Origin of the sequence: Pseudomonas sp. O230, from assembly GCF_045447035.1 — a bacterium.
Lineage (GTDB): Bacteria > Pseudomonadota > Gammaproteobacteria > Pseudomonadales > Pseudomonadaceae > Aquipseudomonas.
The window spans coordinates 71,711-98,156 of the sequence record NZ_JBJGXN010000009.1 but is presented as its reverse complement, the minus strand read 5'-3'; the positions used below and the strand labels follow the sequence as shown (position 1 = coordinate 98,156).

16 protein-coding genes are annotated in these 26,446 nt (G+C 59.4%); all 16 read right to left on the bottom strand.

From position 1 onward, the window contains the following. Positions 1–49 precede the first annotated feature (49 nt). Positions 50–2,830 carry an RHS repeat domain-containing protein gene (locus ACI77H_RS20275; RefSeq protein WP_407013501.1) on the bottom strand — a complete coding sequence of 927 codons (2,781 nt, stop codon included), beginning with the start codon at positions 2,828–2,830 and terminating at the stop codon, positions 50–52. 156 nt (positions 2,831–2,986) lie between these two features. Next, on the bottom strand, positions 2,987–5,758 hold the full coding sequence (locus ACI77H_RS20270) for an RHS repeat-associated core domain-containing protein (RefSeq protein WP_407013499.1): 2,772 nt from the start codon (positions 5,756–5,758) through the stop codon (positions 2,987–2,989). Positions 5,759–5,849: 91 nt separating this feature from the next. Continuing rightward, positions 5,850–8,735, bottom strand: coding sequence for an RHS repeat domain-containing protein (locus ACI77H_RS20265; RefSeq protein ID WP_407013497.1), 2,886 nt, complete (start codon positions 8,733–8,735; stop codon positions 5,850–5,852). Positions 8,736–8,829: 94 nt separating this feature from the next. Further along, entirely contained in the window at positions 8,830–9,897 is a 1,068-nt protein-coding gene (locus ACI77H_RS20260) for an autotransporter outer membrane beta-barrel domain-containing protein (protein ID WP_407013496.1), read from the bottom strand. A gap of 417 nt (positions 9,898–10,314) precedes the next feature. Next, positions 10,315–11,115, bottom strand: a complete 801-nt coding sequence (locus ACI77H_RS20255) for an endonuclease/exonuclease/phosphatase family protein (RefSeq protein WP_407013495.1) — start codon at positions 11,113–11,115, stop codon at positions 10,315–10,317. A gap of 145 nt (positions 11,116–11,260) precedes the next feature. Beyond that, positions 11,261–12,019 carry a PIG-L deacetylase family protein gene (locus ACI77H_RS20250; RefSeq protein ID WP_407013494.1) on the bottom strand — a complete coding sequence of 253 codons (759 nt, stop codon included), beginning with the start codon at positions 12,017–12,019 and terminating at the stop codon, positions 11,261–11,263. Positions 12,020–12,141: 122 nt separating this feature from the next. Beyond that, positions 12,142–12,801, bottom strand: a complete 660-nt coding sequence (locus ACI77H_RS20245) for a glycosyltransferase (RefSeq protein WP_407013493.1) — start codon at positions 12,799–12,801, stop codon at positions 12,142–12,144. Next, on the bottom strand, positions 12,798–13,397 hold the full coding sequence (locus tag ACI77H_RS20240; RefSeq protein WP_407013492.1) for an SAM-dependent methyltransferase: 600 nt from the start codon (positions 13,395–13,397) through the stop codon (positions 12,798–12,800). The genes ACI77H_RS20245 and ACI77H_RS20240 overlap by 4 nt, the downstream gene beginning before the upstream one ends. Further along, entirely contained in the window at positions 13,394–14,152 is a 759-nt protein-coding gene (locus ACI77H_RS20235) for a PIG-L deacetylase family protein (RefSeq protein WP_407013491.1), read from the bottom strand. The genes ACI77H_RS20240 and ACI77H_RS20235 overlap by 4 nt, the downstream gene beginning before the upstream one ends. Then, positions 14,149–15,138, bottom strand: a complete 990-nt coding sequence (locus tag ACI77H_RS20230; protein ID WP_407013724.1) for an acyl-CoA dehydrogenase — start codon at positions 15,136–15,138, stop codon at positions 14,149–14,151. Before ACI77H_RS20230 ends, ACI77H_RS20235 begins: the two co-directional genes overlap by 4 nt. 1 nt (position 15,139) lies before the next feature. Beyond that, on the bottom strand, positions 15,140–17,299 hold the full coding sequence (glgX, locus tag ACI77H_RS20225; protein WP_407013490.1) for a glycogen debranching protein GlgX: 2,160 nt from the start codon (positions 17,297–17,299) through the stop codon (positions 15,140–15,142). 256 nt (positions 17,300–17,555) lie between these two features. Beyond that, entirely contained in the window at positions 17,556–17,882 is a 327-nt protein-coding gene (locus tag ACI77H_RS20220) for a DUF2934 domain-containing protein (RefSeq protein ID WP_407013489.1), read from the bottom strand. 2 nt (positions 17,883–17,884) lie between these two features. After that, entirely contained in the window at positions 17,885–20,671 is a 2,787-nt protein-coding gene (locus ACI77H_RS20215) for a malto-oligosyltrehalose synthase (RefSeq protein ID WP_407013488.1), read from the bottom strand. After that, positions 20,668–22,746 carry a 4-alpha-glucanotransferase gene (gene malQ / locus ACI77H_RS20210; RefSeq protein WP_407013487.1) on the bottom strand — a complete coding sequence of 693 codons (2,079 nt, stop codon included), beginning with the start codon at positions 22,744–22,746 and terminating at the stop codon, positions 20,668–20,670. Before malQ ends, ACI77H_RS20215 begins: the two co-directional genes overlap by 4 nt. Continuing rightward, positions 22,743–24,539 (bottom strand): malto-oligosyltrehalose trehalohydrolase, encoded by a 1,797-nt coding sequence (gene treZ, locus ACI77H_RS20205; protein WP_407013486.1) that lies wholly within the window; start codon positions 24,537–24,539, stop codon positions 22,743–22,745. Before treZ ends, malQ begins: the two co-directional genes overlap by 4 nt. A 14-nt stretch (positions 24,540–24,553) precedes the next feature. After that, the gene (glgA, locus tag ACI77H_RS20200; RefSeq protein WP_407013485.1) at positions 24,554–26,140 is read right to left on the bottom strand and encodes a glycogen synthase GlgA; all 1,587 of its coding nucleotides are present in this window, start codon (positions 26,138–26,140) and stop codon (positions 24,554–24,556) included. Positions 26,141–26,446 lie beyond the last annotated feature (306 nt).

Genomic DNA, 26,446 nt, shown 5'->3' with positions numbered 1-26,446 from the left:
AACAATGGCGCCACAGTTGGCATTGTTCATTATCTGTTCTTACACGCCGTTAAAACTCCTGATGTGGTTGATCGCGGTGATGAGGTGAGTTTGGCTGAGGGGTAGCGTTTTGAAGATCCCTCCATCGACCCAGTATTTGAAACGCTTGCGTGGCTCTTTGCTGAACATCCGGTCTGCTCTCATGAAAGAGTTTGTCCGGGTGAATGAGCACCGCAATGCGTTTGTATCGGCTGTTGGGGCTTTTTGCATCCGGGAATATAGTGTTTATGTTTTGACCGTTAATTAGTCTGACGGAAAATTCGTACCCCCTTGAAATGTGGCTGCTAGTGCCCCGAGGGAGGGGGACAAAAGGCACGTGTTGAGCGGTATTAATGGTGCCCAAACGACCAACGCCTGAGCGCGCTGTTCCATAATCAGGTCGGCGTGATTCACCTGGGCTGGCAGGCCCCTCGTTCCGGTAGGTTTGGCCTCGGCTATCGGTTTTTCCGTCTCTCTCGGTATAGATGTATTTTGGGCGAGGGGTATGGTCGAGCGGCTCGAACTTAGAGGCGGCAGATAACAAAAAACGATTCCTCTCGAGAAAGTAGGAACCCCATTTATCTTGCATGAATGACGGTGGAAAAGTGTTCAATTGTTCATTTAATTGGATAACGTACTTTTTAAATTCCGCTCGTTCTTCCGGGGTTGATAGGCGTTCAAAGTTGAGCAGAGTATTTTTGATTTGATGGATTACCCTTCGTGACTCTTGAAAGGACATGATGGGCGGGTCAGGCGCCTCATTAAGTAAAAATTTAAAATTTTGCAAGTACTGTGTTGGGTTGAAGTTATCTCGGATGTGTCCGGACTCATCAAAAAAAACAATAGGACTATTGCCAACCATCGAGAACAAGTTCATTCCGTCCACAGACCCTGCCGGATCCGGATTGATCCATCGCTGCAGCCACGGCGCGTAAAAACGAAATTCGTAGTAAAGAAGCCCGGTCGTATCGCGCTCTTTGCCCGAATAACGCACAGTCTTGTAGTTGGCCTCGGTCGCGTTTCGGCCCGCCCAATACGCGGTGCCGCCGAACGGGTAATACCATTCCTGGCTGATCAGGCCGGCGTTTTGGTCCAGTTCCAGCGTGCTGGATTTCAGGTGATCGCCGAGGCTGTAGCGCACCTGGTTCTGAGCAATTTCCTGCGGTTGTCCGGCCACCCAATGCAACACTTGCACGCTGTTGCTGCCAGCGCTGGCGGTGATGACGTGGAGGATTTCGCCAGTGCCGCTGTGGCTGCGGATTTCGACGCCGGGCAGGTAGCGCACTTCACGGATAACCGTGCGGGCATTGGTCTGGCTTGAGTGCAGTTTGCGCACGCGTTGGCCGCCGCCGTCGTAGATGTAGCGCTCGCGGTCGTCGTCGGCATCTTCGCGCACAACGGGACGCACCTCGCACAATTGATTTCGCAAATCCCAGGTCAGGGACCGGCCAACCTGAAGTTCACGCAGATTGCCGTTGGCATCGAAACCGGCCGTCAATTCTTCCTCGGTCGGTGGCCGGTTGTCGCGTTCGGGCAGACAACGGTTGCTGTAGCGGGCGCGAGTCAGGGTGCGGCCGTGGGCCTGCGGACCGACGTGCGCCAGGTCCAGCAGATTGCCGCCCGCGTCGTAATGGAAGGTTTGTGTGTAGTTGGCGAGCTGGCCGGGATCGAGCGGCAGCGGATGCAAGTCGGGGAGGGCGGGGCCGCCGGAAGCGGTTTTGGCTTCGCAACCGGTGGCGTGGATTAATTGGTAGAGCGTGTCGTAGCGGTAGGTCTTGATCGGCTCGAGGCGCTGGTTGTTGAAATAGCGGATCGGTTGCGCGGCATCCTCGATGCTCCTTACATTGCCTACGGAGTCGTACTGGTATTTCAACTGTTGCAACGGGTTGCCATTGGCTTTGTGGGCGCTGAGTTCTATCAGCCGGCCATCGGCCTCGTCGTAGTGGTGGCGGGTGATGACACCGTTGCCGGCGGTTTCCGATTCGATCTGGCTGGTGGCGGTGTAGTGCAGGTTGCTGACCAGTAGTTTTTCGGTCTGGCCATCGCCGGCCAGGGTCAGCCGGGTGTTTTTCAGTTGGCCGGCGACGGTGTAGGCGAAAGCCTGAATGTTGCCGAGTGCATCGATCTGCAGGAGCTGCTCGGAGGTGGGTGCAAATTCGTATGAGGTGGTCGCACCCTCCCCAGGTTCGAGCAGGGCGTCTCGCTCGGCAACACCGGCCGGCCAGTCGGGTGGATCGGTGCTGATCAGAAACTGCCGAGTCTGTTTCAGCACGCTGCCGAAAAGACTCAGATCGTGGACGCGGACGGTGCCGGCCGAGTCGTCAATACGATCAATCTGTCCACATAGATTATGGTCGGCAGCGTCTGCACCGGCATACGTAAAGCGCTCCAGCACATGCTCGGCGATGTCACGACCACTTTCACGCACGACCACGGGACGCAGCAACGGATCGTATTCGGTCAGCGAATGGCTGTTGCGACCGTCCCAACGTTCGACACTTTGCCTGGCAGCACCTGGTAATGTCAGGCGCCATCCGGCATCCACACTGTCGGTCAACAGCGTGACACCCGACAAACCGAAACGTTGGGTCAGATTCTCGGGAACGCGCTCGTCGGCTTGCGCCAGCTTAAACAAATACGGATCATGGCTTCCCGCCAACCGACCCATCGCGTCAAAGCGCTGATGTGTTACCCGTGTCTCGACAGGATCGTTCGCTTCACTCCGATGAAACTGCACCGTACGAATCGCCAACCCACGCGCATCCGACACCACCAGAGTCGGTGTGCCGGTATGCAAGTTTGAAGCAGCCACTGTAGGCATCTCTGCGGGCCTTGATCAGGTGGCGTCTACAATGCACGCCCCCAACAAGCCTGCCTACTGTAAGAAGTACCAGGTGAGACAGGTCAATGCATTTTTCTCCGCACCGCAAGGCGGTCGAGGCGTTTTGCATTCGATTAATAAATAGTTTTATACGTAAACGTGCTGATCTTGTGTTATTAGTCTATTGCTAAGAGATTTAATCATATGTGCCCAGACGTCCGCGGTGCCAGTTGCAACTTTTGCGCGGAACTGTTTGTCAGTCTCGTATTTTGATAATGCCGAGGCCATGTCTGACTCGCCGGAAACTTCAATAAAATCCGATTGATCTCTAGCGTCTACTTCGTTAAGTTGATATGAGTTGTCCAACCATTTTGTGGCTTGTAGTTGGGCGTCGAAAGGGTGTCCACGAATTCCTAGATAGTAAAAATCTCGGGTCCCCAGCTCGTCAGTGATATGTGTATACTCGTGAGTTATAATGGTAGCAATTTGCTCGCTGGTATGCTGTGTGATTTCATCCGTGATATATATATTTTTTATGTTCTGGTCTGAATAAACGAGTGCTAAATTCGTTGGATCGTCGCTTTTTACAAATGTAATTCGTTGGGAGTTGTAGCCGTATTGCTTGCGTGTATTGTCGAGACTGGTTAGCGCTGAAAGCATATCTTCTGGTGTAAGAACGTCACCCATATAATCGCTTATAATTCCTTCGTAAGTCCCATCGTCCTCGCCTTTTATTATAGTTTCTACCGCTATGATGGCATTGGAAAGATCGGCTTTCGCGATGTCCATGGCGGCTTTGATTTTATTGCCTAAATCGGGGTTGTTTTTTGTGATTGCAGTCATGCCTCTTGCTATTATCGGCAAGCTTTTTTCTATTCTACGCCTTGTGGCACGTTCCTCTTTTGAAAGGCAACCGTCGCTATCTTCAAAGCGAACAGGATTGTTCTTTGTCATTCGATACAGGTTTAGTCCATCTACATACCCTGCCGGGTCCGGATTGATCCACCGCTGCAACCACGGGACGTAATAGCGAAAGCCATAATAATAGAGCCCTGTCGCATCCCGCTCCTTGCCGGAATATCGCACGGTTTTGTATTTGGCCTCAGTCGCGTTTCGACCTGCCCAGTACGCCGTGCCCCCAAACGGGTAATACCATTCCTGACTGATCAGGTCGGCGTTTTGGTCCAGTTCCAGCGTGCTGGATTTCAGGAGATCGCCAAGGCTGTAGCGGACTTGGTTCTGAGCAGCCTCATCGGGTGGTTTCGACGCCCAATGCAGCACCTGCACGCTGTTGTTGCCGGCACTGACGGTGATGACGTGAAGGATTTCGCCAGTGCCGCTGTGACTGCGGATTTCCACGCCGGGCAGGTAGCGCGCTTCACGGATAACCTTGCGGGCATTGGTCTGGCTTGAGTGCAGTTTGCGCACGCGTTGACCGCCGCCGTCGTAGATGTAGCATTCGCAATCGTCCTCTTCGTCCTCGCGCACGACGGGTCGCACTTCCCGCAGTTGGTTACGCAAATCCCAGACAAGTAGCTGGCCAACCTGCAGTCCACGCAGATTGCCGTTGGCGTCAAAGCCGTCGGCCAGTTCTTCTTCGGTCGGTGGTCGATTGTCACGCTCGGGCAAACAGCGGTTGCTGTAGCGGGCGCGAGTCAGGGTGCGGCTGTGGGCTTGCGGGCCGACATGCAACAGATCCAATAGATTGGCACCGGCGTCGTAATGGTAGGTTTGCGTGTAGTTGGCGATCTGGTTGGGGTCGAGTGGCAGGGATTGAAAGTCGGGCGGGGTGGGGCCGCCGCGGCCGCTTTGGGCCTCGCAACCGGTGGTGCGGATCAACTGATTGAGCGTGTCGTACTGATACGTTTTGATGGGCTCGATGCGCTGGTTGTTGAAGTAGCGGATCGGTTGTGCGGCATCTTCGATGCTCAGCACATTGCCCACGGGGTCATAGAGATAGTTCAGGTCTTGCAGCGGCGTGCCATCGGCTTTGTGGGCGCTGAGTTGCGTCAGCCGGCCATCGGCCTCGTCGTAGTGATGACGGGTGATGACGCCGTTGCCGGCGGTTTCAGATTCGATCTGGCCGGTGGCGGTGTAGTGCAGGTTGCTGACCAGTAGTTTTTCGGTTTGCCCGGCACCCGCCAAGGTCAGTTTCGTGTTCTTCAGCAGTCCGTCGACGGTGTAGGCGAAAGCCTGAACATTGCCGAAGGCGTCAGTCTGGCTGAGCAGTTCGCTACTGGGTGCAAATGTGTAAGCAGTGGTCGCGCCGTCACCCGGCTCGAGCAGCGCGTTTCTTCCGTCAATATCGACAGGCCAGTTGGGCGGATCAGTGCTGATCAAGAACTGTCGAGTATGCTTCAGCTCGTTACCGACGAGACTAAGGTCATGGACATGCAGGGTCCCGGCCGAGTCGTCATGGCGATTCAATTGACCGCACAGGTTATGCGCGGCAGACCCCGTTCCAGCATCGGCATAGGTAAAACGCTCCAGCGCGTGTTCGGCCACTTTATGACCGTATTCACGCACGGCCACCGGGCGCAGCAGTTCATCGTACTCGGTCAACGAATGGCTGCGGCGGCCATCCCAATGTTCTACCGATTGCCCTGCTTGACCCGGCAACACAGCACGCCATCCGGCATCCACGCTGTCGGTCATCAATGCGACACCTGACAGACTCGTCACTTGGCGCAGGTTAAAAGGTGCAGAGGCATCGGTATGAGCCAGATTGAACAGATACGGATCACGACTGGCCAGTAACCGACCCGCCGCATCAAAGCGTTGCTCGGTAACCCGCGTATCAAACGGATCGCCTGCCTCCCGCCGATGAAACTGCACCGTCCTGACTGGCAGTCCACGCGCATCCGACACCTGAAAGGACGGTGTGCAAGTATCTGCACAGCCTGGTTTTTTTTCCAGCATTAGTAGGTACCGATTGGTATTCAATACAATGCGTCACCTGAAAGCTCGCCGATACGTTGAGAATTATCAGGTCGTCGCCGACGATGGCTTATCATGATGCGCGATCCTTCCATCTGCTGATAATTTGAAAGGCATCATTAGCCGCCCTTTGCACATGAGGTGCTCCATCTAGCTTGAGTTTATCCGGGTGAACAAGTAATGAAATTTTTCTAAACTCCCTAAGGTTAAAACCACCAGGAAACACCGCTCTTTCATTGGTTTCGTTATTCAAAATGTGCATGGCCAAATTGTATCCTTCTATAGTTCTTGCGCCAGCTCCCTGCGGAAGAGAAGGCGGATACGCGGCGTTGACTGGCACGTTAAATTGTGGCGCTGCTAAACTTCGACCATTTCCAGCGCCAGCATTACCAGTTCTTCGGCTACTATGCGCGTGACCGGAACTGCTGGGTTGAGGAGGGGGGCGTTGTCCGCTGGATGGTCTTGATTGTTGTCTTTGATCATTGGAACCACTGGGGGCTTGGGCTCCAGAGGATTGACGTGAACTGCTTGCGCCAGCATATCCTTGGTTAGCTGTGCCTCCTCCAAATCTGCCTGCGTTAGATTCTGCGCCGAACCTTGGGGCGCCTTGTTGAAATTCAAATTTAACATCATAAAAATCCAGATCGTCAAAAACCATAGCGGCAAGTATAAACTCAGCAAAAACTGCGTTGTGATGCCTGGTTTGCTGTGACCACTCTGAACTGTTTAGCATGCTGCGTTGACTTAATAATACACGACCATACTTATAAAGTTGGCGTGTAAAGTATTGGCGTTCTTTTTCACTTGAAATACTTGTAATTGAATTGATTTTTCTTTCGTAATGTCTCGCCTTGTCCTTATTTAAAGTCACTAAGGGGTCTGGGTAGAGTGTTTCAAACTGCAGCTTGAAAGTAACCAGATACTGTTGCGGATTAAAGTTCTCTGGGATATTCCCTCTTTCATCAAAATGAACAATAGGGTTGTTGGCTACCATTGAGAACAAATTCATTCCGCCTGCTGTCCCCGCTGGGTCCGGATTAAGCCACCGTTGCAACCACGGCGCGTAAAAACGAAAACCGTAGTAAAGAAGCCCGGTCGTATCTCGCTCTTTGCCGGAATAACGCACGGTTTTGTATTTGGCTTCCGTCGCATTTCGTCCCGCCCAATACGCGGTGCCACCGAACGGGTAATACCATTCCTGGCTGATCAGGCCGGCATTTTGGTCCAGCTCCAGCGTGCTGGATTTCAGGTGGTCGCCGAGGCTGTAGCGGACCTGGTTCTGAGCAATTTCCTGCGGTTGTCCGGCCACCCAATGCAGCACTTGCACGCTGTTGCTGCCGGCACTGACGGTGATGACGTGAAGGATTTCGCCAGTGCCGCTGTGACTGCGGATTTCCACACCGGACAGGTAGCGCACTTCACGGATAACCGTGCGCGCCTTGGTCAGTCCCGAATGCACTTTGCGCACCCGTTGGCCGCCGCCGTCGTAGATGTAGCGCTCGCGGTCGTCCTCGGCGTCTTCGCGCACAACGGGACGCACCTCGCGCAACTGGTTACGCAAATCCCAGGTCAGGGACTGGCCGACCTGAAGTTCACGCAGATTGCCGTTGGCATCGAAACCGGCTACCAATTCGTCCTCGGTCGGTGGCCGGTTGTCGCGTTCGGGCAAGCAACGGTTGCTGTAGCGGGCGCGAGTCAGGGTGCGGCCATGGGCCTGCGGGCCGACATGCACAAGGTCTAGCAGATTGCCGCCCGCGTCGTAGTAAAAGGTCTGCGTGTAGTTCGCGAGCTGACCAGGATCCGAAGGCAGCGGCTGCAAGTCGGGCAGGGCAGGGCCGCCGGAACCGGTTTTGGCTTCGCAACCGGTGGCGTGGATTAATTGGTAGAGCGTGTCGTAGCGGTAGGTTTTGATTGGCCTGATGCGCTGGTTGTTGAAATAGCGGATCGGTTGCGCGGCATCCTCGATGCTCAGCACATTGCCCACGGCGTCGTAGCAGTACTTCAGCGTTTGCAGCGGCGTGCCATCGACCTTGTGGGCGCTGAGTTCGGTCAGTCGGCCAGTGGCTTCGTCGTAGTGGTGGCGGGTGATGACACCGTTGCCGGCGGTTTCCGCTTCGATCTGGCCGGTGGCGGTGTAGTGAAGGGCGCTGACCAGTAGTTTTTCGGTTTGTCCGTTACCCGCCAGGGTCAGCCGGGTGTTTTTCAGTTGCCCGTCGACGGTATAGGCGAAAGCCTGAACATTGCCGAAGGCGTCAGTCTGGCTGAGCAGTTCGCTACTGGGTGCAAATGTGTAAGCAGTGGTCGCGCCGGCACCCGGTTCGAGCAGCGCATCCCGAACGAAATCGTCGACCGCCCAATCGGGCGCATCGGTTGCGGTCAAAAATTTCCGCGAGTGACTCAGCACATTGCCGTTGATACTCAGGGCACGGACATGAACGGTGCCGGCCGGGTCATCATGACGGACCCGTTGGCCGCACAGGTTGCGCGCGGCAAACTCGGCGCCGGCATCGCCATAGGTGAAGCGCTCCAGCGTGTGTTCGGCGACTTCATGACCGGATTCACGCACGGCCACCGGGCGCAGCAGTTCATCGTACTCCGTCAGCGAATGGCTGCCGCAGCCGTCCCAATGTTCCACCGATTGCCCGGCTTCACCCGGCAACACAATGCGCCACCCGGCATCGACGCTGCAAGTCATCAACGCTACGCCGGACAGGCTCATGATCTGGCTCAGGTTAAACGGAACAGACCCGTCGCCCCGCGCCAGATCGAACAAATACGGATCACGACTGCCCGCCAATCGACCTGGTGCATCAAAGCGTTGCTCGGTCACCCGCGTGTCAATCGGATCGCCAGTCTCCCGCCGATGAAACTGCACCGTTCTGACCGGCAGTCCACGCGCATCCGACACCTGAAGAGTCGGTGTGCCGGTATGCGCGTGTATCGACGCCGCTGCAGACATCCTTGTGGGCCTTGATCAAGATGAATTGCTCATCACAATGCACGACCCTCGCAAGCCTGCCTACTGTAAGAAGTAACAGGTGAGTCCGGTATTTTCACCAGCGCATCCGCACACCCAGACTGCCAATCAAGCCATTCAAATCATTGTCATCCACATCGCTGCTGTAATCGGCGCTGACGTACAGACTCACGACGGGAGTCACTCTGGCCACCAGGCCCAAACCCACTTCAACGGTAGAGGAATTGCGGCTGCTGCTGATCTTGTCGACCTGATCGAGGGTCACGGTATTGCCGGTGTACACCGTGTGCCACAAGTTGGTCCGCACATACGGTTCAACCGCGAGGCCGTTGATGTCGTAACTACCTTTCAATCGCGCACCGACCCGGCCGCTCCAGGACGTCAGGTCGCTGGACGAGGCATTGCCGGAACCCGCGTACGGGGTGTCCAGTGTGATGCGCTGATTGATCAACTGCGCCTGGGGTTCGACCACCCAGTTGGCGCCCAGACCAATCGGGAAGCCACCTTCCACCGAGAAGGTGACCGCGCTGCCTTCGGTGGCTTGTCGGGCGCCCTGTTCATTGCGACTGAAGCCGTTGACCCGCCCGCCGCTGGCAGTCAAATCCACGTGCCAGCCTTGGGGGCCGGTCAGGCTGTAGTAGGCGCCGAGGCTCTGCCCTTGCAGGTTGAGGGTGTCGGTGTTGGGATCGGCAAGGGCACGGCTGGTCAGCAGGCCGTCACTGTTGCCTTTAAACTGGCTCATGCCGCCGATCAGCCCGACCTGCTGGGTATGGCCGTTGCCGCTTTGCAGAGTGAGGATCGCCGGGCCTTTGAATTCGTTGGCGCCAGGAATGCTGGATCCTTGGGCCAGGTAATCGGTTTGAGCCTGCCGCGACGCCTGTCCGTAAAGCTGATCCCAGGCCGAGGGCGCAGCGTCTTCGATGGTCAGGTGTGAACTTCGCAGATCAGGGTTGGGGCTGAATCGACCGGGGTAGGTGGTGGCGAGCGCGGGCAAGGTAAGCACCGGGACCTCCTGGTCATACCAGGGGGTAGTATCTTCCTCGGCAGGCGAGGCCTGCACTTCCATGGATGAGCACAGCAGGAGCGAACTCGAAACCGTGCAAAAAGTAACTTTGATCTCTAGTGGGGTGAGTGAAGTTCTCATGGAGGTCTACCTTGCAGTCGCATGCGGTATCTCGCTCTGGCGTCTCTCCTACCCCTGATTGAGGGGCGACCGAATGGATTGGGGCAAACCGCTGGCAGCCCGTTCTGACGGGTGCCTGGGGGTTGCTCCGGGTGGTACTTCCGGGGGTAGTAACGTGAAGCTAAGAAGACTGATGGCGTGGCGTCAAGAAAATGAACGATGAGCGGTATGGTTAATTTAGCCTATGCAACTGATTGTTTTTTGGCGGTTATCTAAGTTCTTGTTTGTACAAAAAATCATCGTGGAAGCGCTGTTCCAGAGGTGTTCGAGCAACCGACAGTCGGTACAAAAGCCGCTGTGAACGGCGAGATTGCTCGCCACGTCCCGTCGTACATTACTGTCAATATCAATGATGCTTATCGGATCGCGCCGGAAACACTAAAGATGCACTTCCACCGCTAACGGCAAATGATCCGACAGATGCGTCCACGGCCTGCTGGCCAATATCCTTGGTTCATGGCTGCTGGCATTGCGCAGGTAAATCCGGTCCAGACGCAATAACGGAAACCGTGCCGGATAAGTTTTCGCGGGACGACCATGGTGGCGCTCGAAGGCTTCGTGCAGGTAGTCGTGACGGGCGAGGGCGGCGTTGCCCAGTAGCTGCCAGTCGTTGAAGTCGCCGGCAATGATTACCGGTGCATCGTCGGGCAGGGATTCGAGCAGTTGGCCGAGTAACTGGAGCTGCAACTGGCGATGACTTTCCAGCAGGCTCAGGTGCACGCAGATTGCATGAACTTCGGCGTGGCCCGGTACGTCCAGCAGGCAATGCAGCAGACCGCGGCGTTCAGGACCGGTAATCGAAACGTCAAGGTTTCGGTATTCGCGAATCGGGTATTTCGACAGCAGCGCGTTACCGTGGTGACCGTCGGGATAGACCGCATTGCGGCCGTAGGCAAAATCGCTCCACATGCTGTCGGCCAGAAATTCGTATTGCGAAGTCTGCGGCCAGTTGTTGAGGCGGGAAGAATGACGGTCGTGTTCGCCGACGACTTCCTGCAGGAACACCAGATCGGCGGACGTACTGCGCACCGCTTCACGCAGTTCCGGGAGAATGAAACGTCGGTTGAGCGCGGTGAAACCCTTGTGGGTGTTAACCGTCAGCACTCTGAGTCGATGAATCGCCGGCGGTGGGTCCAATGGTGTCGATTCGACGGTCTGGTGCTTGGAATCACTGGTCACTTTCACTCCTCTGAATCAGGCTTGCTTATGTATGCGACTGATGCGGGGGCGGGCAGTTCAGTTGGAGCGATGGCGTCCTCAAGCATAGCTCAAGGTTCAATGGCCTCATCGCCGGCAAGCCGGGCTCTTGCAGGGGAGTGTTGGTTCAGACGAAGACGATTTCATACGGCAACCGCATGCGCTCCAGCAGCACCCGGGGCAGCAGCGGGGCGAGTCCGATGGCCGGTTCGCCGTCGAGCTGGCTGGCGTAGGCGTGGGTGGCGTGGCTTTTGCGAGCGACGGTCCAGGTGTCGAGGCGGACCTTGCGGGCGCGATGCCACGGGATCAGTCCTCTATCACGCGCGAGCCAGTGCCATGCCCAGACGGGGACTTCGTTGAACGCCACGCCGACCGAGGCGGCGGCTTTGGCACTGGCGCGACCGACGGCGTCGTGGTCGACATTACCGTCCTCGCGCCAGGTGCTGAACACCACATCACCGGGCCGCAAGTACCGCGCAATGAATTGAGTCAACTGCAACTCGCGCTCGGCCAGTGCGTTGTCGGTGAAACCACCGCGAATCCATTTCAGGCTGTGCATCGGCAAACCGAGGCGGCGCAAGGCTTCGACGCTTTCCTGGGGACGAAACACGCTGAGACGTTTCTCCGACCACTGCTGCGACCCCGGATGGCTGGCGCTGCCGTCGGTGATCGAAATCAATTGCAGGGGATGGCCCAGAGTGCTGAGTAATTGCAGGAGTCCGCCGCAAGTCACGACTTCATCGCCGGGATGCGGCGCGATCACCACGGCGCGCGCGCCGGGCGGGACCAGGGTCTGGGTGTTGATCACGGGAATATTGTCGAGCTGAGGCGCGTTGTTCCAGATCTGTGCAGGCAGGCTGCTGTCGCTGATGGAAACAGGTTTCATCGGGCTACGTCCTTGTTCTGATTGATAGCAATGTGCCGCTCTCCGAACCCTGGATTGCCGCGAACAAAGTATTGCTCAAGTCACGCTATTCGTCGCGTCGATGTTCCCACCGGTGCGCATTTTTATCCAGGTTGAGCCAAATCGCGCAAATAGTCACCGAAACCGCCTCGCGCCCGACTGTCGAGCCTGGCGCTGGTCAGCACCTGTGGTCGGTGACTCCAGGCGATCGTCGCGCCGCAACGTTCCAGTTGCCGCACCAGTTGCACGTCTTCATTGCACGCCAACGGTTCAAAACCACCGGCACGCCGATAAGCGTCGGCGCTGATGCCCAGATTGGCGCCGTGCACATGCCGATGGCCGTCACGGGCCTGATAGTGTTGGTGATAGCGGATCTGCGCCGACTCATCGAACGACTCATGCCACGCGTCCACGGTGACCGTGCCGCACACCGCGTCGGCATCGAGCGACAGTTGCGCCACCAGCCAATCGTGGGCCACCCGGCTGTCGGCGTCGGAGCAGGATATCCAGCGCACCCCGCGATCCAGCAGAAATCGCGCACCGGCGGCACGGGCCTGACCGACATTGCGCGCGTCAATGTGCAGACAGTGCACCGGGTAACGGCCAACGATGTCTGACGATCGATCGGTGCAACTGTCGAGCACCACCAGCACCTCGACCGTTTCACCGCCCAACAGCTCATGTTGCGCGGCGCGCAGGGCGGATTGCAGGCAGTCTTCGAGCAAGGCTTCTTCGTTGTGCGCCGGGATCAGAATGCCAATCATCGCAAACCCTCTAGAGCCGCCACGGAGCGCGGTTCGCGGCTCCACAGTTCCAGCAGAAAATCGGCTTCCTGATGCAGGACCAGGCGCGGCAGGTGCAAATGCTCGTGGAGCAAGTCATGGACCTGACGGGCATTCAGCGGACAGCCTTCGATCGGCGGGCGCCAGTGGCAGGCGAGCAATTGGCCGTCAGCGGTCAGTGATTGTGTGATGTGCTCGATTAGGTGTTTGAGGTCGTCGGCATCCAGGTAATAGCCGACCTCGCTGAGCACAATCAGGTCGAACTGTTCGTTTGGCCAATCGTCCGGCAAGCGGCTTTGGCGGACTTCTGCGTGCTCGAACAGGCTCAGGCGCGTGCGCGCCAGCGATACGGCAGCCATTGCGGTGTCGCAACACAACAGACGATCGCAGCGGGTGGCCAGGTCGGCGCTGAGCTCGCCGTTGGCGCAACCGGGCTCGAAGATCGCACGATAGCGAGGCCGGGGTAACGCGGCGAGGGTGATTGCGCGTTTGCGTTGTTCGTACCAGCGCTGACGAAAGGCCCAGGGGTCATCATTCCCGGCAAACAATCCGTCGAAGTAACGATCCTCGACACTCATAGAAACACCACTTCGAAGGGTTGCAGCAAACGTTCCAGCACATACGGCGCCAGCACCGGCGGCAAGCCAATGCGCGGGTCGCCTTCCAACTGGCTGGCGAAGGCGTGAATCGCGTGCCGCTTGCGCGCAACCAGCGCCGGACTCAACAGAATCTTCCGCGCCCGGTGCCAGGGCACGAAACTGTCTTCAGGGGTTGCCCAGTGCCACGTCCAGACCGGTAGCTCATGCACGCGCGCGCCGACGCGTTTCGCCGCCTCGGCGCTGGCACGACCGACCGCCTCATGGTCGCAATGACCGTCTTCGCGCCAGGTGGTGAAGACCACATCGTTGGCGCGCAGATGACTTTCTATGAATTCGATCAATGCGCTTTCCCGCGCCGCGACGCGACTGTCGGCGAACCCGCCGCGCAGCCATTTCAGGCTGTGCAAGGGCATACCGAGGCGACGCAGCGCTTCGACCGACTCCTGTGGACGGACCGCGCTCAGGCGCTCGACCGGCCAGCGTCGAGAGCCGGGATGGCTGGCGCTGCCGTCGGTGACCGAGATCAGTTGCAGCGGGCGGCCAGCAGCGGCGAGCAATTGCAGAAAACCGCCGCAGCCGAGCACTTCATCGTCCGGGTGAGGGGCGATGATCACCGCACGGGAGCCCTCAGGCACCAGATCCAGAATGGCGATCGCCGGTAACTGCGCCAGATGCCTGGAGGTTTGCCACAGATGCAACGGCGTGCCCTGGCCGACGATTGGGTTGGTTTTCATAACGTCCATGTTCCGTTGATGACTTGTTCGCCGAGGGCCGCGAGGTCGCGTTCGGCGTGGCTCTGGCGCAGAAACACCGGCAGGTCGGCGATCAGTCGGGCGAACTGCCGATCTTTGCAATAAGCGCCGGCACCGAGAGCGTGGCCCACATGCTGAATCACCTGTTCGACGTTGTTCTCGACCACCGCGCGGGCGCGGCGAGCCAGCAGTTCGGCATCGTCGAGTGGCGCGGCATCAAGGGTCAACGCGCTGATGCGCAAAACTGCCGCAGCGGCCTGTAACGCGCTGTCAACGGCGCCCAAGTGGGCGAGGGCATGCGGTTCCTGGTGATGCGCGCAGTGACTGCGCAATCGTTCCGCGAGGCTTTGTGCGGCGCCATACCAGCACGCTGCAATGCCGATCCCGCCTTGCCAGAAACCGGGGCGGTGCAGGTAGTCGCCGGGATTGCCGATGGCCTGCGCTTTGGCGCCTTCAAACAACACCTCGACGCTGCCGGTCGCGCCCATACCCACGGCTTGCCAACCGTGACCAGTGACGATCACGCCCGGCTGATCCAGCGCCACTGCCACCAATTGCTGACGATCCCGGTCATCCCATGCGGTGAGCAAGGCGTGGCTCAGCACCGCCGCGCCGGAGCACCAGGCCTTGCGGCCATTGAGTTCAATCCTCTGACCTTGAGAACTGACCCGCACCCGCGCATCCGGCGGTTCGGCGGCCCACATCCCCCACGTGCTGGAAGGCGTGGGCGAACCGCCAAGTTGCTGAATGATCGCCAAGGCATCGGTATGCCCTTCGTACAACTTGCATAACCCCAGATCATGCCCGCCGACGTCGGCCAATCGCTGGAACCGTTCCAGCGTCCGACCGCTGCCAGGCAGTGGCAGCTGATCGAGACCTGCCTCAACCAACGCCCGCAGGCATCGACCTAATGCCTGAGTGTCGGCGTAGTCCGGTGCCTGGTGATGAAGAAACGCCTCGAGGTCCATTTCACTCTTCTTCCTCATGCTGCAGTTCGAACAGCAACAGCGACCGGCCTGTGACCGAATATTCGTGGCCGAACTCAAAACGTTCCTGGCCGCGGATCGACGGTTGATTGGTGTCGATCATGCACGTCCAGAATCCGCCGTCCGGTACTTCCGGCAGGGTAAAGTTGACGATGTCGTGGTGCGCGTTGACCACCAGTAACAAGGTGGCGTCACCGCCCTTGCGGCGAATTCCGGTTTCCTGGGCGCGGCCATCGAGCAACATGCCAAGGCATTTGCCGTGCGCTTCCTCCCATTGTTCGGTGCTCATTTCGCTGCCATCCGGCGCCAGCCAGGTGACGTCCTTGACCCCGATGTCCTCGTTGTAATTGCCTACCAGAAAGCGTCCGCGACGCAGGATCGGGTAGGCCAGGCGCAACTTGATCAGGCGTTTGACGAACTTCAGCAAGGCCTTGCCGTCCTCGCTCAGGTCCCAATTGACCCAGCCGATCTCGCTGTCCTGGCAATAGGCGTTGTTGTTGCCCTCCTGAGTGCGGGCAAACTCGTCACCGGCTACCAGCATTGGCGTGCCTTGGGACAGCAGCAGCGTGGCGAAGAAGTTGCGCATCTGCCGCTGGCGTAGCGCGTTGATCTCAGGGTCGTCGGTCGGGCCTTCGACGCCGTGGTTCCAGGACAGGTTGTTGTTACTGCCGTCCTGGTTGTTCTCGTCGTTGGCTTCGTTGTGTTTGTCGTTGTACGATACCAGGTCATTGAGGGTGAAACCGTCGTGGGCGGTGATGAAGTTCATCGACGCATAAGGCCGCCGACCGCGCTGGTTGAACATCTCGCCGGAAGCGGTCATGCGGCTGGCGAAATCGGCGAGTTGGCCGTCATCGCCTTTCCAGAACGCGCGCACCGTGTCGCGGAACTTGTCGTTCCACTCGACCCAACCCGGCGGAAAGCCACCGACCTGATAACCACCGGGGCCGCAGTCCCACGGCTCGGCAATCATTTTCACCTGGCGCAGCACCGGGTCCTGGCGGCAGGCGACGAGGAAACTGTGACGTTCGTCGAATCCGTCGTGGTAGCGCCCGAGAATGGTCGCCAGATCGAAGCGGAAACCGTCCACGTGCATTTCCGACGCCCAGTAGCGCAGGGAGTCGGTGACCATTTGCAACACGCACGGGTGGCTCAGGTCCAGGGTGTTGCCGGTGCCGGAATCGTTGATGTAGAAGCGCTTGTCGTCGGGCATCAAGCGGTAGTAGGAGGCGTTGTCGATGCCACGCATGGACAGGGTCGGGCCCTGCTCGTTGCCCTCGGCGGTGTGGTTGTAGACCACGTCGAGGATCACCTCCAGATTGGCCTCGTGCAGGTGCGCGACCATCTCCTTGAACTCGGCGATCTTGCCGCTGGCCAGGTAGCGCGGGTCCGGGGCGAAAAACGCGATGCTGTTGTAACCCCAATAATTGGTCATGCCTTTGTGCAGCAAGTGCTGGTCGTTGACGAAGGCGTGAATCGGCAGCAACTCCACGCTCGACACACCGAGCTTGCGGATGTGTTCCAGCACGTCATCGACCATCAACCCGGCGAAGGTGCCACGCACGTTCTCGGGGACGGACGGGTGACGCATGCTAATGCCGCGCACGTGGGTTTCGTAAATGATCGTCTTGTCCCACGGCACGCTGACGCGATGGTCATGGCCCCAGGTGTGCGCCGGGTCGATGACTTTGCATTTGGGCACGAACGGCGCGCTGTCGCGCTCGTCGAAACTGAGGTCGGCGTCGGGGTGGCCGATGGTGTAGCCGAACAGCGCTTCGGACCATTTCAACTGGCCGACCAGTTGTTTGGCGTAGGGGTCGATCAGCAGCTTGTTGTGGTTGAAGCGGTGTCCGTTTTTTGGATCATAGGCGCCATAGACGCGATAGCCGTAAATCATCCCCGGATGGGCGTCGGGCAGGTAGCCGTGGTAGATCTCGTCGGTGTATTCCGGAAGCTCGATGCGTTCCAGTTCGACTTCGCCGGCATCGTCGAAAATGCACAGTTCGACCTTGGTGGCGTTGGCGGAAAACAAAGCGAAGTTGACCCCCAGGCCATCCCAGGTGGCGCCCAGCGGGAAGGGCAGACCTTCACGGATTCGCGAGGCCTCGACGTGAGGTTCTGGCGCGGCTTTTTTTGCACTGGTCATAGATGCTCCTGCAAATAGGGGAGAACACTGCTTGGCCAAGGCCAGTCAGTCATGCGATAGCTGCGTCGCACTTTGTGGGAGCGAGCCTGCTCGGATGGACTCAAGAGCGACGCGTTCGTTCAGTAAAAATCGCGTTTTCATAAGCGTCCATCGCGAGCAGGTTCGCTGCCACAAGAGCAGATTATCGTGGGCGAGCGTACCCACGGTGGCGAGAAAGGAATCGCCACAAGGTCAGTCAGGACAATGCCGGGAAGCGTCAGGACGCAGGCGGTTTACGCGCTGCGCGAGGCTTCTTCTCGGTGGATTTCTCGCCAGGCGGGATCACCTTTGCCGCAGCGGCGGGTTTCGCCTTGGCTTTGGTTTTCGGTTCGCCAGCCTTGCCGTTGGCGGTTTTGCTGACGGCAGGTTTGGTGGCAGCCGTTTTACTGCAGGCCGCCTTGGGCGATTTGCTGGGGGCCAAGGCTTCGGCTTCCGCCAGTTTCCGTGCCATCTCCCAGTGCCGGGCTTCATGGCCCTCGGGTTTTCCTTCCGATTCCCAGATCTGATAGGCAAATTCGCGGATGCGTTTATCGTCGGTACTCATCGCTATGCTCCTGAACTGAACTCAAAGTTTTGGATAAAGAGATTGACCGGGAAGTCCCCCAGCGCGGCGCCAATCATCAGCTCCTTGTGTTCTGTGACTGTGACGCTGGAAAAAAGTCCCTTCAGATGTTCGGCAGGGGTGGTGAACGGTAATTTGACTCGCGTATCGCCCCACTGCGGCGCGCCGACATGGGGTTGGGCACTGTTTTCCAGCAGGTCTGCACAGCGTATCGGGACGATCACGATGGCCCGCTTTTGGTTGTACGAGCGCGCAAATGCCAGCACCCGATGTGCCTCGCTGCCGACCACCTCCAGCGCTTGATACGTCCCGCGCTGAAACAACTCGGCCTGTTCGGCACGCAGGTTCAATGTGCGTGCGATCAAGGTTTGTTTGATGCGTCCGTCACGCCAGTTGGCCAGCAGGTCAGGCAGTTCCGGCGGACGTTGCAGGGCGTGTTGGCGACTCGCGTAATCCACCGGTCGCCGGTTGTCCGGATCGACCAGCGAGAAGTCCCAGTATTCGTTGCCTTGGTAAAGGTCCGGAATGCCCGGCACAGTCATGCGCAGCAAGGTTTGCGCCAATCCGTTCAGTGCGCCGGCAACGGCAATGGCCTGCTCCGCTTTGCCCAGTGCGGCGCGCAGCAATTCACCGTCAGGGCTCAACAGCAGGCGTTCGATAAACGTCTGGGTCGCCCGTTCATACGCATCGTTCGGTGCGCTCCAGCTACTTTGCAGCTTGGCTTCTCGCAAGGCTTTCTGCTGCCACTGCCAGAGACGTTTGACGTAGTCCTCGAGCGCGGGCTGATCGTCGTGACGCAGCTCCAGCGGCCAACTGCCGAGAATCGCCTGATACAGAATCAATTCATCGCCCGCCGACGGCATCACGTCGTCGTCGCGCAATGGTCGGGCCAGCGTCTGCCAGAGTGGCACCTGCTGCGCAAACCACGCACTGCGCTCACTCAACACTGCCAGCCGAGCGCGGCTGTCTTCGCCGCGTTTGTGGTCGTGGGTCGCGGTGGCCAGCAGGTTGTCGGGGAACTCTTCGCGCCGATTGAGGCACGCCGCATGAAAGTCGGCCACCGGCGCGCTGAATTGTTCGGTGCTGAACCCCACGTCATTGCGCGACAGCAAAACCGCCGAGCGATAAAACGCGGTGTCCTCGACCGCCTTCGCCGCTGCCGGTGAGGTCAATTGCTGAAAACGCACGCAAGCATGCTTGAGCATCTTGCGCGGGCGGCCCACCGGGCGTTTGCGCCAGGGTTCGCCGCCGAGCCAGCGGGCCAGGCAATCAAGCACCGGCCAATCCGCTTCGCCGAGGGTTTGCCGCGCTCCGTCCATGGCCTGCTGAAAAAACACATCGTCTTCAGCGGAGCGCCCCTGAGGGCTGATATAGGTGCGATACACCGGGAAGTGCACGATCAGTTCCTGCAATGCCCGACGAATCGCGCCGAGGGTCAGGTCGCGGGTCATCAGATCATCCCGCGCCACTTGCAGCAGCGCCTGGGCGACACTTTCGAAGTCACCGGCCAGCGAGCCGTTGAGAATTTGCTGACGGGCCAGTTGTGCTTCCTGACGGAAGTCGGCAGGCCGTTCGCTGTAGCGGTTCCATAATTTGCCGAGGGTTTGCGCGCCGGCGGGATCATGCTGCAGCAACGACAACTGATTCATGAATTCATAACCGGTGGTGCCATCCACCGACCAGTCACGGTGCAGGGTTTCACCTTCACCAAGAATTTTCTCGACGTAGATCGGCAGGTGTCGCCCCGGCGCCAGGCTATCGACCCGACGCCGCAGTTTGCGGCAGTAACCGCGCGGATCGGCGAGGCCATCGATGTGGTCGACACGCAGGCCGTCGATCAGGCCCTCAGCGATCAGTTCAAAGATCTTTGCGTGAGTCGCTTCGAACACGGCCGGGCGCTCCACGCGCAGGCCGCCCAATTCGTTGACATCGAAAAAGCGCCGCCAGTTAATGTCATCCGCCGCCGTGCGCCAACTGGCCAGGCGATAGCTTTGACGTTCCAGCAGCTGGTGCAGGCGCTGAAAACCTTCCGGCGTGAGCGAATCGTAGGCTTGCAGGTTCTGCTCAATGATGTGAAGCAGGGCCGGGTCGCTGGCCAACTCGCGCAGCTCGTCTTTCAATGGCTTCGCCAGGCGGTGCGCGTCTGTCTGGTAACTCAAGGTGCTGAAACGGTCGGCCAGTGATTTAAATCGCTCGGTATCGTTTTTGAGCAATTCGCCGTAGTTCATCGGGCAAATCGGGAAGTGATGGTCATAGTGCTCGACGTAAAAAGCGCCGTGCTGCGCATCGAAGCGCAAGGGCAGGGTGCCGTCCTGCAACGCAACCCCGTAATCACTGCCCAGAAACGGCAGCAATAGCTGCCCCTCCATCAACGGATCGGGTGAATGCCATTGGATGTCGAAAAATTCGCCGTATGGGCTCAAGCGCCCCCATTCCAGCAAGTCCAGCCACCAGGGATTGTCGCTGCCGCCCACGGCCATGTGGTTGGAGACAATGTCGAGGATCAGCCCCATGTTCTGTTCGCGCAACGCACTGACCAAACGGCGCAATGCCGCTTCGCCGCCCAGTTCCGGATTGACCGTGGTCGGGTCCACCACGTCATAGCCGTGCATCGAACCGGCGCGGGCGCTCAGCAGCGGCGAGGCGTAGACATGGCTGATGCCGAGGCGGGCGAAATACGCCACCAGCGGCACCGCATCGTCGAGCGTGAAGTCTTTATGAAACTGCAAGCGCAGGGTTGCCCGCAGGGGGCGAATGGGTGGTTGATTCATCGGTCACGCTCGGCCGCCTGAAGCCGCGCGCAGGCAAGCAACTCCAGGCGCCGGGCAGCGTCCGGATCATCGAGCAAGGCTTCGCTGGCAACGGTCAAACGGCGCGACCAATTCGGATGGGTGTCGATGGTGCCGGGCAGGTTGGCCTGCTGTTCGATACCCAGGGCATCCTCGAGCGGCAGCAACACCAGCGGCGCACGGGTATGGCCGAGGAAACGGATGGCTGCGTCGAGTATCTGATCGGTCTCATGGGACTCTTCGCGGAAGTTCTGCGGGTCCTCGCTCAACACCCGGCGCAGGCCTTCGCGCTCGCGCTCGCGGTGACGGCGCCACTCGATTTCTCCAGTGGCGTCGACCATGCCCAGTCGGGCGTTCCAGTCGATATCGCGGCCATGCCACCAGCCATTGAGCGTCGGTAAATCGTGGGTGCTGGTGGTGGCCAGCGCATTGTCCGGCCAGTCGAGGATCGGCTTGAAGTGCGCATTGTCCTGCTCGAACAGCAACACGCGCATGCCGAGAATCGAGCGGGCGATGAGTTTGTCCCGCAGCCCGTCCGGCACCGTGCCGAGGTCTTCGCCGAGGACGATGGCCTGATGCCGATGGGATTCCAGGGTCAGCAGGCGCAGCAGATCGTCCACCGGGTAATACAGATACGCGCCATCGGCGGGTGACGCGCCGTTGGGGATCACCCACAGCCGTTGCAGGCCCATGACGTGATCGATGCGCAGGCCGCCGGCATGGGCGAAGTTGGCCCGTAGCATCTCGATGAATGCACGAAAGCCGTGGCGCACCAGGCCTTCGGGCGAGAACGCGGAAATGCCCCAGCCCTGGCCGGTGCGATTGAGAATGTCCGGCGGCGCGCCCACCGTCAGCGAGGCGAGCAATTCGTCCTGGCGACTCCAGGCCTGACTGCCACCACCGTCGGCACCGACCGCCAGATCGGCGATCAGGCCAATGCTCATGCCGCTGCTGCGGGCGGCGGATTGCGCGCGCTCCAGGCAACGGGTGATCAGCCACTGACAGAAGGCGAAGAAGCCGATGCGTCCGGCGTTCTCTTCGGCGAATTCAGCCAGCGCAGCGCTACGTGGGTCGCGCCATTGTTCGGGCCATTCGCGCCAGTTAAGGTTCTCACCCTTGGCGGCGCGGGCTTCCTGAATCGCTTCGAAACGACAGTGATTTTCCAGCGCTTCGCCGGCCGCATGGCGAAAACTGCTGAAGTCGGCGTGCAACGGGTGTTCGCCCTGGACAAAGCCTTCGTACAACGCCTGCAACAGACGGTGCTTGGCTTCGGCTGCAACGGGCCAGTCAACCAGCGGCTGTTGTTCCAGATGCTTGAGTTCGGCGGCGAGCCCGGTGACGTCAATCGCCGTGCGCATCGCGCGTTCGCCAAGGATCGCACCGGGCGCTGCGTACAGGCTGTTGAGGAACAGACGGCTGGAGGGCGAATACGGACTGTAGCGCTGGGTGTCGCTGCTGAACATCGCATGCAACGGGCTGATCGCCAGTGCTTCGGCGCCGCGCTCACCGGCCACGCGGGCGAGATCTTCCAGCGCTTGAGTGTCGCCGAAACCACCATCGCCGGGACGGCGTAGCGAGTACAACTGCACGCTCAGCCCCCAGGCGCGGGGGATCGGGCTGTCGACCGCATCGCCGACGCTGTAGCAGCGTGTCGGTGCCACCGCCAGCGTAAATGATTGGCCGTCGATACTGACGTGCTGATAACCGACCGGGATCAGGCCGGGCAACATCGCTTCGGCATCCAGTTTCAGGTTGAGCCGCGAGCCGTCTTCAAGATGGATCTCGCAGGGTGTTTGCGGCTGGAAATAATGCGCGAGGCTGAGGCCCACGCCAAAGTCCGCGGTCAGCAGCGGCGGCAGATGCCGGGTTTGTTGCACCTGCTGCAATTCGAGCAGGCTGGCATCGATTTCCTGGGCGCTGCCGGCCGGATGGCCGAGGCCGGTCAGGACATTGCGTAACACCGATGGCGTGACTTTCTGTGGGCGGCCGTTGGCATCGATCCAGTCGACGGCCAAGCCAGCGCGGCTGGCCAGTATTTCCAATTGCGCATCACTCATTGGCGCTCTCCATCCGGGGGTAGCAAAGGGGCTGCGGCCGTGAGGCTGACTAGCGCGCAATACGGGGCAAGGGTGCCCTGATTCAGCAGGTCGGCGGACTTCGGCGGGTGTTCGAACAACAACGAAGTGCCGGCCTGTGGGGAGTGGACCACCGGCGTGTCGCTGAGGTTCAGGTCAATGCGCAGCAGACTGCCATCGCCCAACTGCCAGCGCGCGGTCACCGCGCCCGGCGCCAATACCTCGGCCCCCAACGGGTGCGCACCGGGCAGGCGCGAGATGATCTGCTCATGGCGGATTTGCAACAGTTGCCGATACAGCGCGTAAATGTCCGATTGCCCGCTCGCCGTAAGGTTTGGCCGGGAGTCTTCGAAAGTCCGCTGCGCGTTGGGGTCGGGAATCTGTTCGCGCTTGTCCGGATCGGCAAAGGCGTCGAACGCGCGAAACTCGTTGCGTCGACCTTCGCGAACGAGTTCCGCCAGTTCGCCGTGATGGCTGGTGAAGAACAGGAACGGTTGCTCGGCGGCAAACTCGTCACCCATGAACATCAACGGAATCATCGGCGACAACAGCAACAACGCTGTCGCGGCTTTCAACGCATCGGGATGGGTGAGTTGGTGCAGCCGTTCGCCGAAGGCGCGATTGCCGATCTGGTCATGATTCTGCAAGAACAGCACGAACGCCGTGGGCGGCAGGTGACCGCTGGGCTCACCGCGGGCTTCGCCGTGGCGATCGGTGTGGCCCTGGAACACGAAACCCTGGCTCAGGCAGCGGGCCAATTGTTCGGTGGGATTGTCGGCATAGTCGGCGTAATAGGCATCGGTTTCACCGGTCAGCAGCACGTGCAAGGCGTTGTGGCCGTCGTCGTTCCACTGCGCGTCATACCCTTCCTGCAACAAACTGGCCTGGTTGTGTTCGTTTTCGACCGTCAACCACACGTGCCGCGACGGGTCGGTCTGCTGCCGGATGCGTTGCGCCAGTTCCTGTAGAAAGTCCGGGCTTTTGATCGCGTGTACCGCGTCGAAGCGCAACCCGTCAAAGCGGTATTCCAGCAACCACATCAACGCATTGTCGATAAAGAAGTCGCGCACCTCGCGCCGCCGGAAGTCGATGGCCGCCCCCCAAGGCGTGTGCTTGTCTTCATTGAAGAACGCCTTGGCGTAGCGGTGCAGGTAATTGCCGTCCGGGCCGAAGTGGTTGTAGACCACGTCGAGCATCACCGCCAGGCCATGGCCGTGGGCAGTGTCGATCAGGTGCTTGAGTTGTTCGGGCGTGCCATAGGAAGCTTGGGGGGCGTAGGGCAGAACCCCGTCGTAGCCCCAATTGCGATCGCCAGGGAACTGCGCCAGCGGCATCAGTTCGATGGCGGTAATACCCAGCTCGGCGAGCCGCGTCAGGTGCTGCTCGACTTCGACGAAACCGCCGAGCGCGCCGACGTGCAACTCGTAGATCACCGCCTCGTTCCATGGCCGCCCCAGCCAGTCGCGGTGTCGCCAGGTGTAGGCGAGGGGATCGACCACCACGCTGTGCCGATGAATGTCACCGGCCTGCGCGCGGGAGGCCGGGTCGGGCACCTCAAGTTCGCCATCTATGTTGTAGCGGTAGCGTGTGCCCGCCGGGCAACGCGTGTTGATCACGAACCAGCCATCGGCCTGAGGCAGCAGCGGCAAGGATTGTCCATCTTCCAGTTCGACACTGACAAAAAACGCATCTGGCGCCCACAAGGCAAAACGCGTGTGCTCTGCGTCCAGCATGATTGCGCCGTGGGGCCAGGTCTCAAGGGTCCGTAACGGCATTGTTCAAAAACCTCTTACTGTTTGTTCGATTTCCCCAGCGCTTTAGCCACCAGTTGTTCGTAAAGTTCGGCGTAGGGTTCGACGGCTTTGCACCAGTTGAACGGTGCGGCCATGGCCCGGCAACGCATGGCATTGAGCAGGCCGGGGAAGGCGAATACCTTGAAGGCGCGGCTCAGGGCTTCCTGATAGCTCTCGACCGTGGATTCGTCGAACAGGAAACCGGTCACGCCATTTTCGATGGTGTCGGCCAGGCCGCCGGTATTACGTGCCACCGGCAACGAACCAAAGCGCTGGGCGTACATCTGGCTCAAGCCGCACGGTTCATAACGCGAGGGCATCAGCAGGAAATCGCTGCCGGCGAACATGCGGCGGGCGTCGGTTTCGTTGAAGCCGATGCGCACACCGATCTGTCCCGGAAACCGCAGGGCCAGTTCACGCATCGCTTGTTCTTCTTCCGGCTCGCCGCGTCCGATGATGGCGATCTGGCCACCGGATTCGACGATGTATTCGGACACTGCTTCCGTCAGGTCCAGACCTTTCTGATAGACCAGGCGCGAGACCACGGCGAACAGCGGCCCTTCGGAATCGTCCAGCCCGAACAGTTCGCGCACATGCGCCGCGTTGACCGCTTTGCCATCCCAGTCACCGATGCTGAAGGGGCAGAACAGGTGCGGATCGGTGGCCGCGTCCCAGCTCTCATCGATGCCGTTGGGAATGCCGCTGAGCAGGCCTTGCTGGGTCTTGGCGGCGAGAAAGCCGTCGAGGCCACAGCCGAAGGCCGGCGTGGTGATTTCCTGGGCGTAGGTGGCACTGACCGTGGTGATGTGGCTCGAATAAGCCATGCCGGCCTTGAGGAACGACATCTTGCCGTAAAACTCCATGCCTTCCTGCTGCAGCGCATGATTGGGAATGCCCAGCTCCGGGCACGACCCCAGGCTGGTCACGCCTTGATAAGCGAGGTTATGAATGGTGAACAGCGTCGGCGTGCGCTGACCGCGCCAGTGCATGTAGGCTGGGGCCAGACCGGCAGGCCAGTCATGGGCGTGCACCAGGTCCGGGCACCAGTGGATTTGTGCGAGGTTGGCGGCGATATCGGCAGCCGCCAGGCCCAGGCGGGCGAAACGTATATGGTTGTCCGGCCAGTCGCGACCGTTATTGGCGCCGTAGGGAGAACCTTCGCGCTCGTAGAGTTCAGGGCAGATCAACACGTAAATAACCAGACCGTCAGGCATGTCCATGCGCCCGATCTTGCAGGGAGGCAGTGCGGCATGGCCGCCGAGTTCACCAATAATGTGAATCGGGTTTTCGCTGTGCAGCACTTGCGGGTAACCGGGGATCAACACACGTACGTCGTGCAATAAAGCCATGGCCCGGGGCAGCGCTGCGGAAACGTCGCCCAGACCGCCGGTCTTCACCAGGTCGGCAATCTCCGAGGTCACGAACAACACCTTCTTTCGATTGGGATTCTGCTTGGCCATCGGTGTCAGCGTCTTCGTGCCCGGGATGCTGATGGATTGGGCACTTGCGGCGCTTACAGCGCTCGTTTCGCCGACCTGCTGATGAGCACGTTCTCCCTGAATATCTAAAGCCGCACTGATCATATGAATCTCCCGTGTTGTTGATCTAATTCTAGGTCTGGCAAACGGTATTTCGTGGCCAAATCCTGTGGCCGGGCGCAAACGCGCTCCGCATCGGTGAGCAAACGCTGCCCGTGCGTTAAAGCAGAATGGCTGGAGAGGCCTTTGCAAGGATTGCACCAGTCGCAATGCACCTACCTTTCAGAGGACCGACCATGAATGGCAAAAGTTTCGTTTTTTTTGGCACTTTGTGACCGGCCGGTTTTGCCCCGCGAAAATGAGTCTAGGCCAGAACTTAGAGCGTTGAAGGCTAGATGGCAAAATTGTTAG

Bases quoted from the DNA above. Each gene is read 5' to 3' on its own strand.
- ACI77H_RS20270 (WP_407013499.1), bottom strand. From the start codon at position 5,758: ATGCTGGAAAAAAAACCAGGCTGTGCAGATACTTGCACACCGTCCTTT.
- ACI77H_RS20235 (WP_407013491.1), bottom strand. From the start codon at position 14,152: ATGAAAACCAACCCAATCGTCGGCCAGGGCACGCCGTTGCATCTGTGG.
- ACI77H_RS20220 (WP_407013489.1), bottom strand. From the start codon at position 17,882: ATGAGTACCGACGATAAACGCATCCGCGAATTTGCCTATCAGATCTGG.
- ACI77H_RS20250 (WP_407013494.1), bottom strand. From the start codon at position 12,019: ATGAAACCTGTTTCCATCAGCGACAGCAGCCTGCCTGCACAGATCTGG.
- glgX (WP_407013490.1), bottom strand. From the start codon at position 17,299: ATGACCAGTGCAAAAAAAGCCGCGCCAGAACCTCACGTCGAGGCCTCG.
- treZ (WP_407013486.1), bottom strand. From the start codon at position 24,539: ATGCCGTTACGGACCCTTGAGACCTGGCCCCACGGCGCAATCATGCTG.
- ACI77H_RS20215 (WP_407013488.1), bottom strand. From the start codon at position 20,671: ATGAATCAACCACCCATTCGCCCCCTGCGGGCAACCCTGCGCTTGCAG.
- ACI77H_RS20240 (WP_407013492.1), bottom strand. From the start codon at position 13,397: ATGAGTGTCGAGGATCGTTACTTCGACGGATTGTTTGCCGGGAATGAT.
- malQ (WP_407013487.1), bottom strand. From the start codon at position 22,746: ATGAGTGATGCGCAATTGGAAATACTGGCCAGCCGCGCTGGCTTGGCC.
- ACI77H_RS20230 (WP_407013724.1), bottom strand. From the start codon at position 15,138: ATGGACCTCGAGGCGTTTCTTCATCACCAGGCACCGGACTACGCCGAC.
- ACI77H_RS20260 (WP_407013496.1), bottom strand. From the start codon at position 9,897: ATGAGAACTTCACTCACCCCACTAGAGATCAAAGTTACTTTTTGCACG.
- ACI77H_RS20265 (WP_407013497.1), bottom strand. From the start codon at position 8,735: ATGTCTGCAGCGGCGTCGATACACGCGCATACCGGCACACCGACTCTT.
- ACI77H_RS20245 (WP_407013493.1), bottom strand. From the start codon at position 12,801: ATGATTGGCATTCTGATCCCGGCGCACAACGAAGAAGCCTTGCTCGAA.
- glgA (WP_407013485.1), bottom strand. From the start codon at position 26,140: ATGATCAGTGCGGCTTTAGATATTCAGGGAGAACGTGCTCATCAGCAG.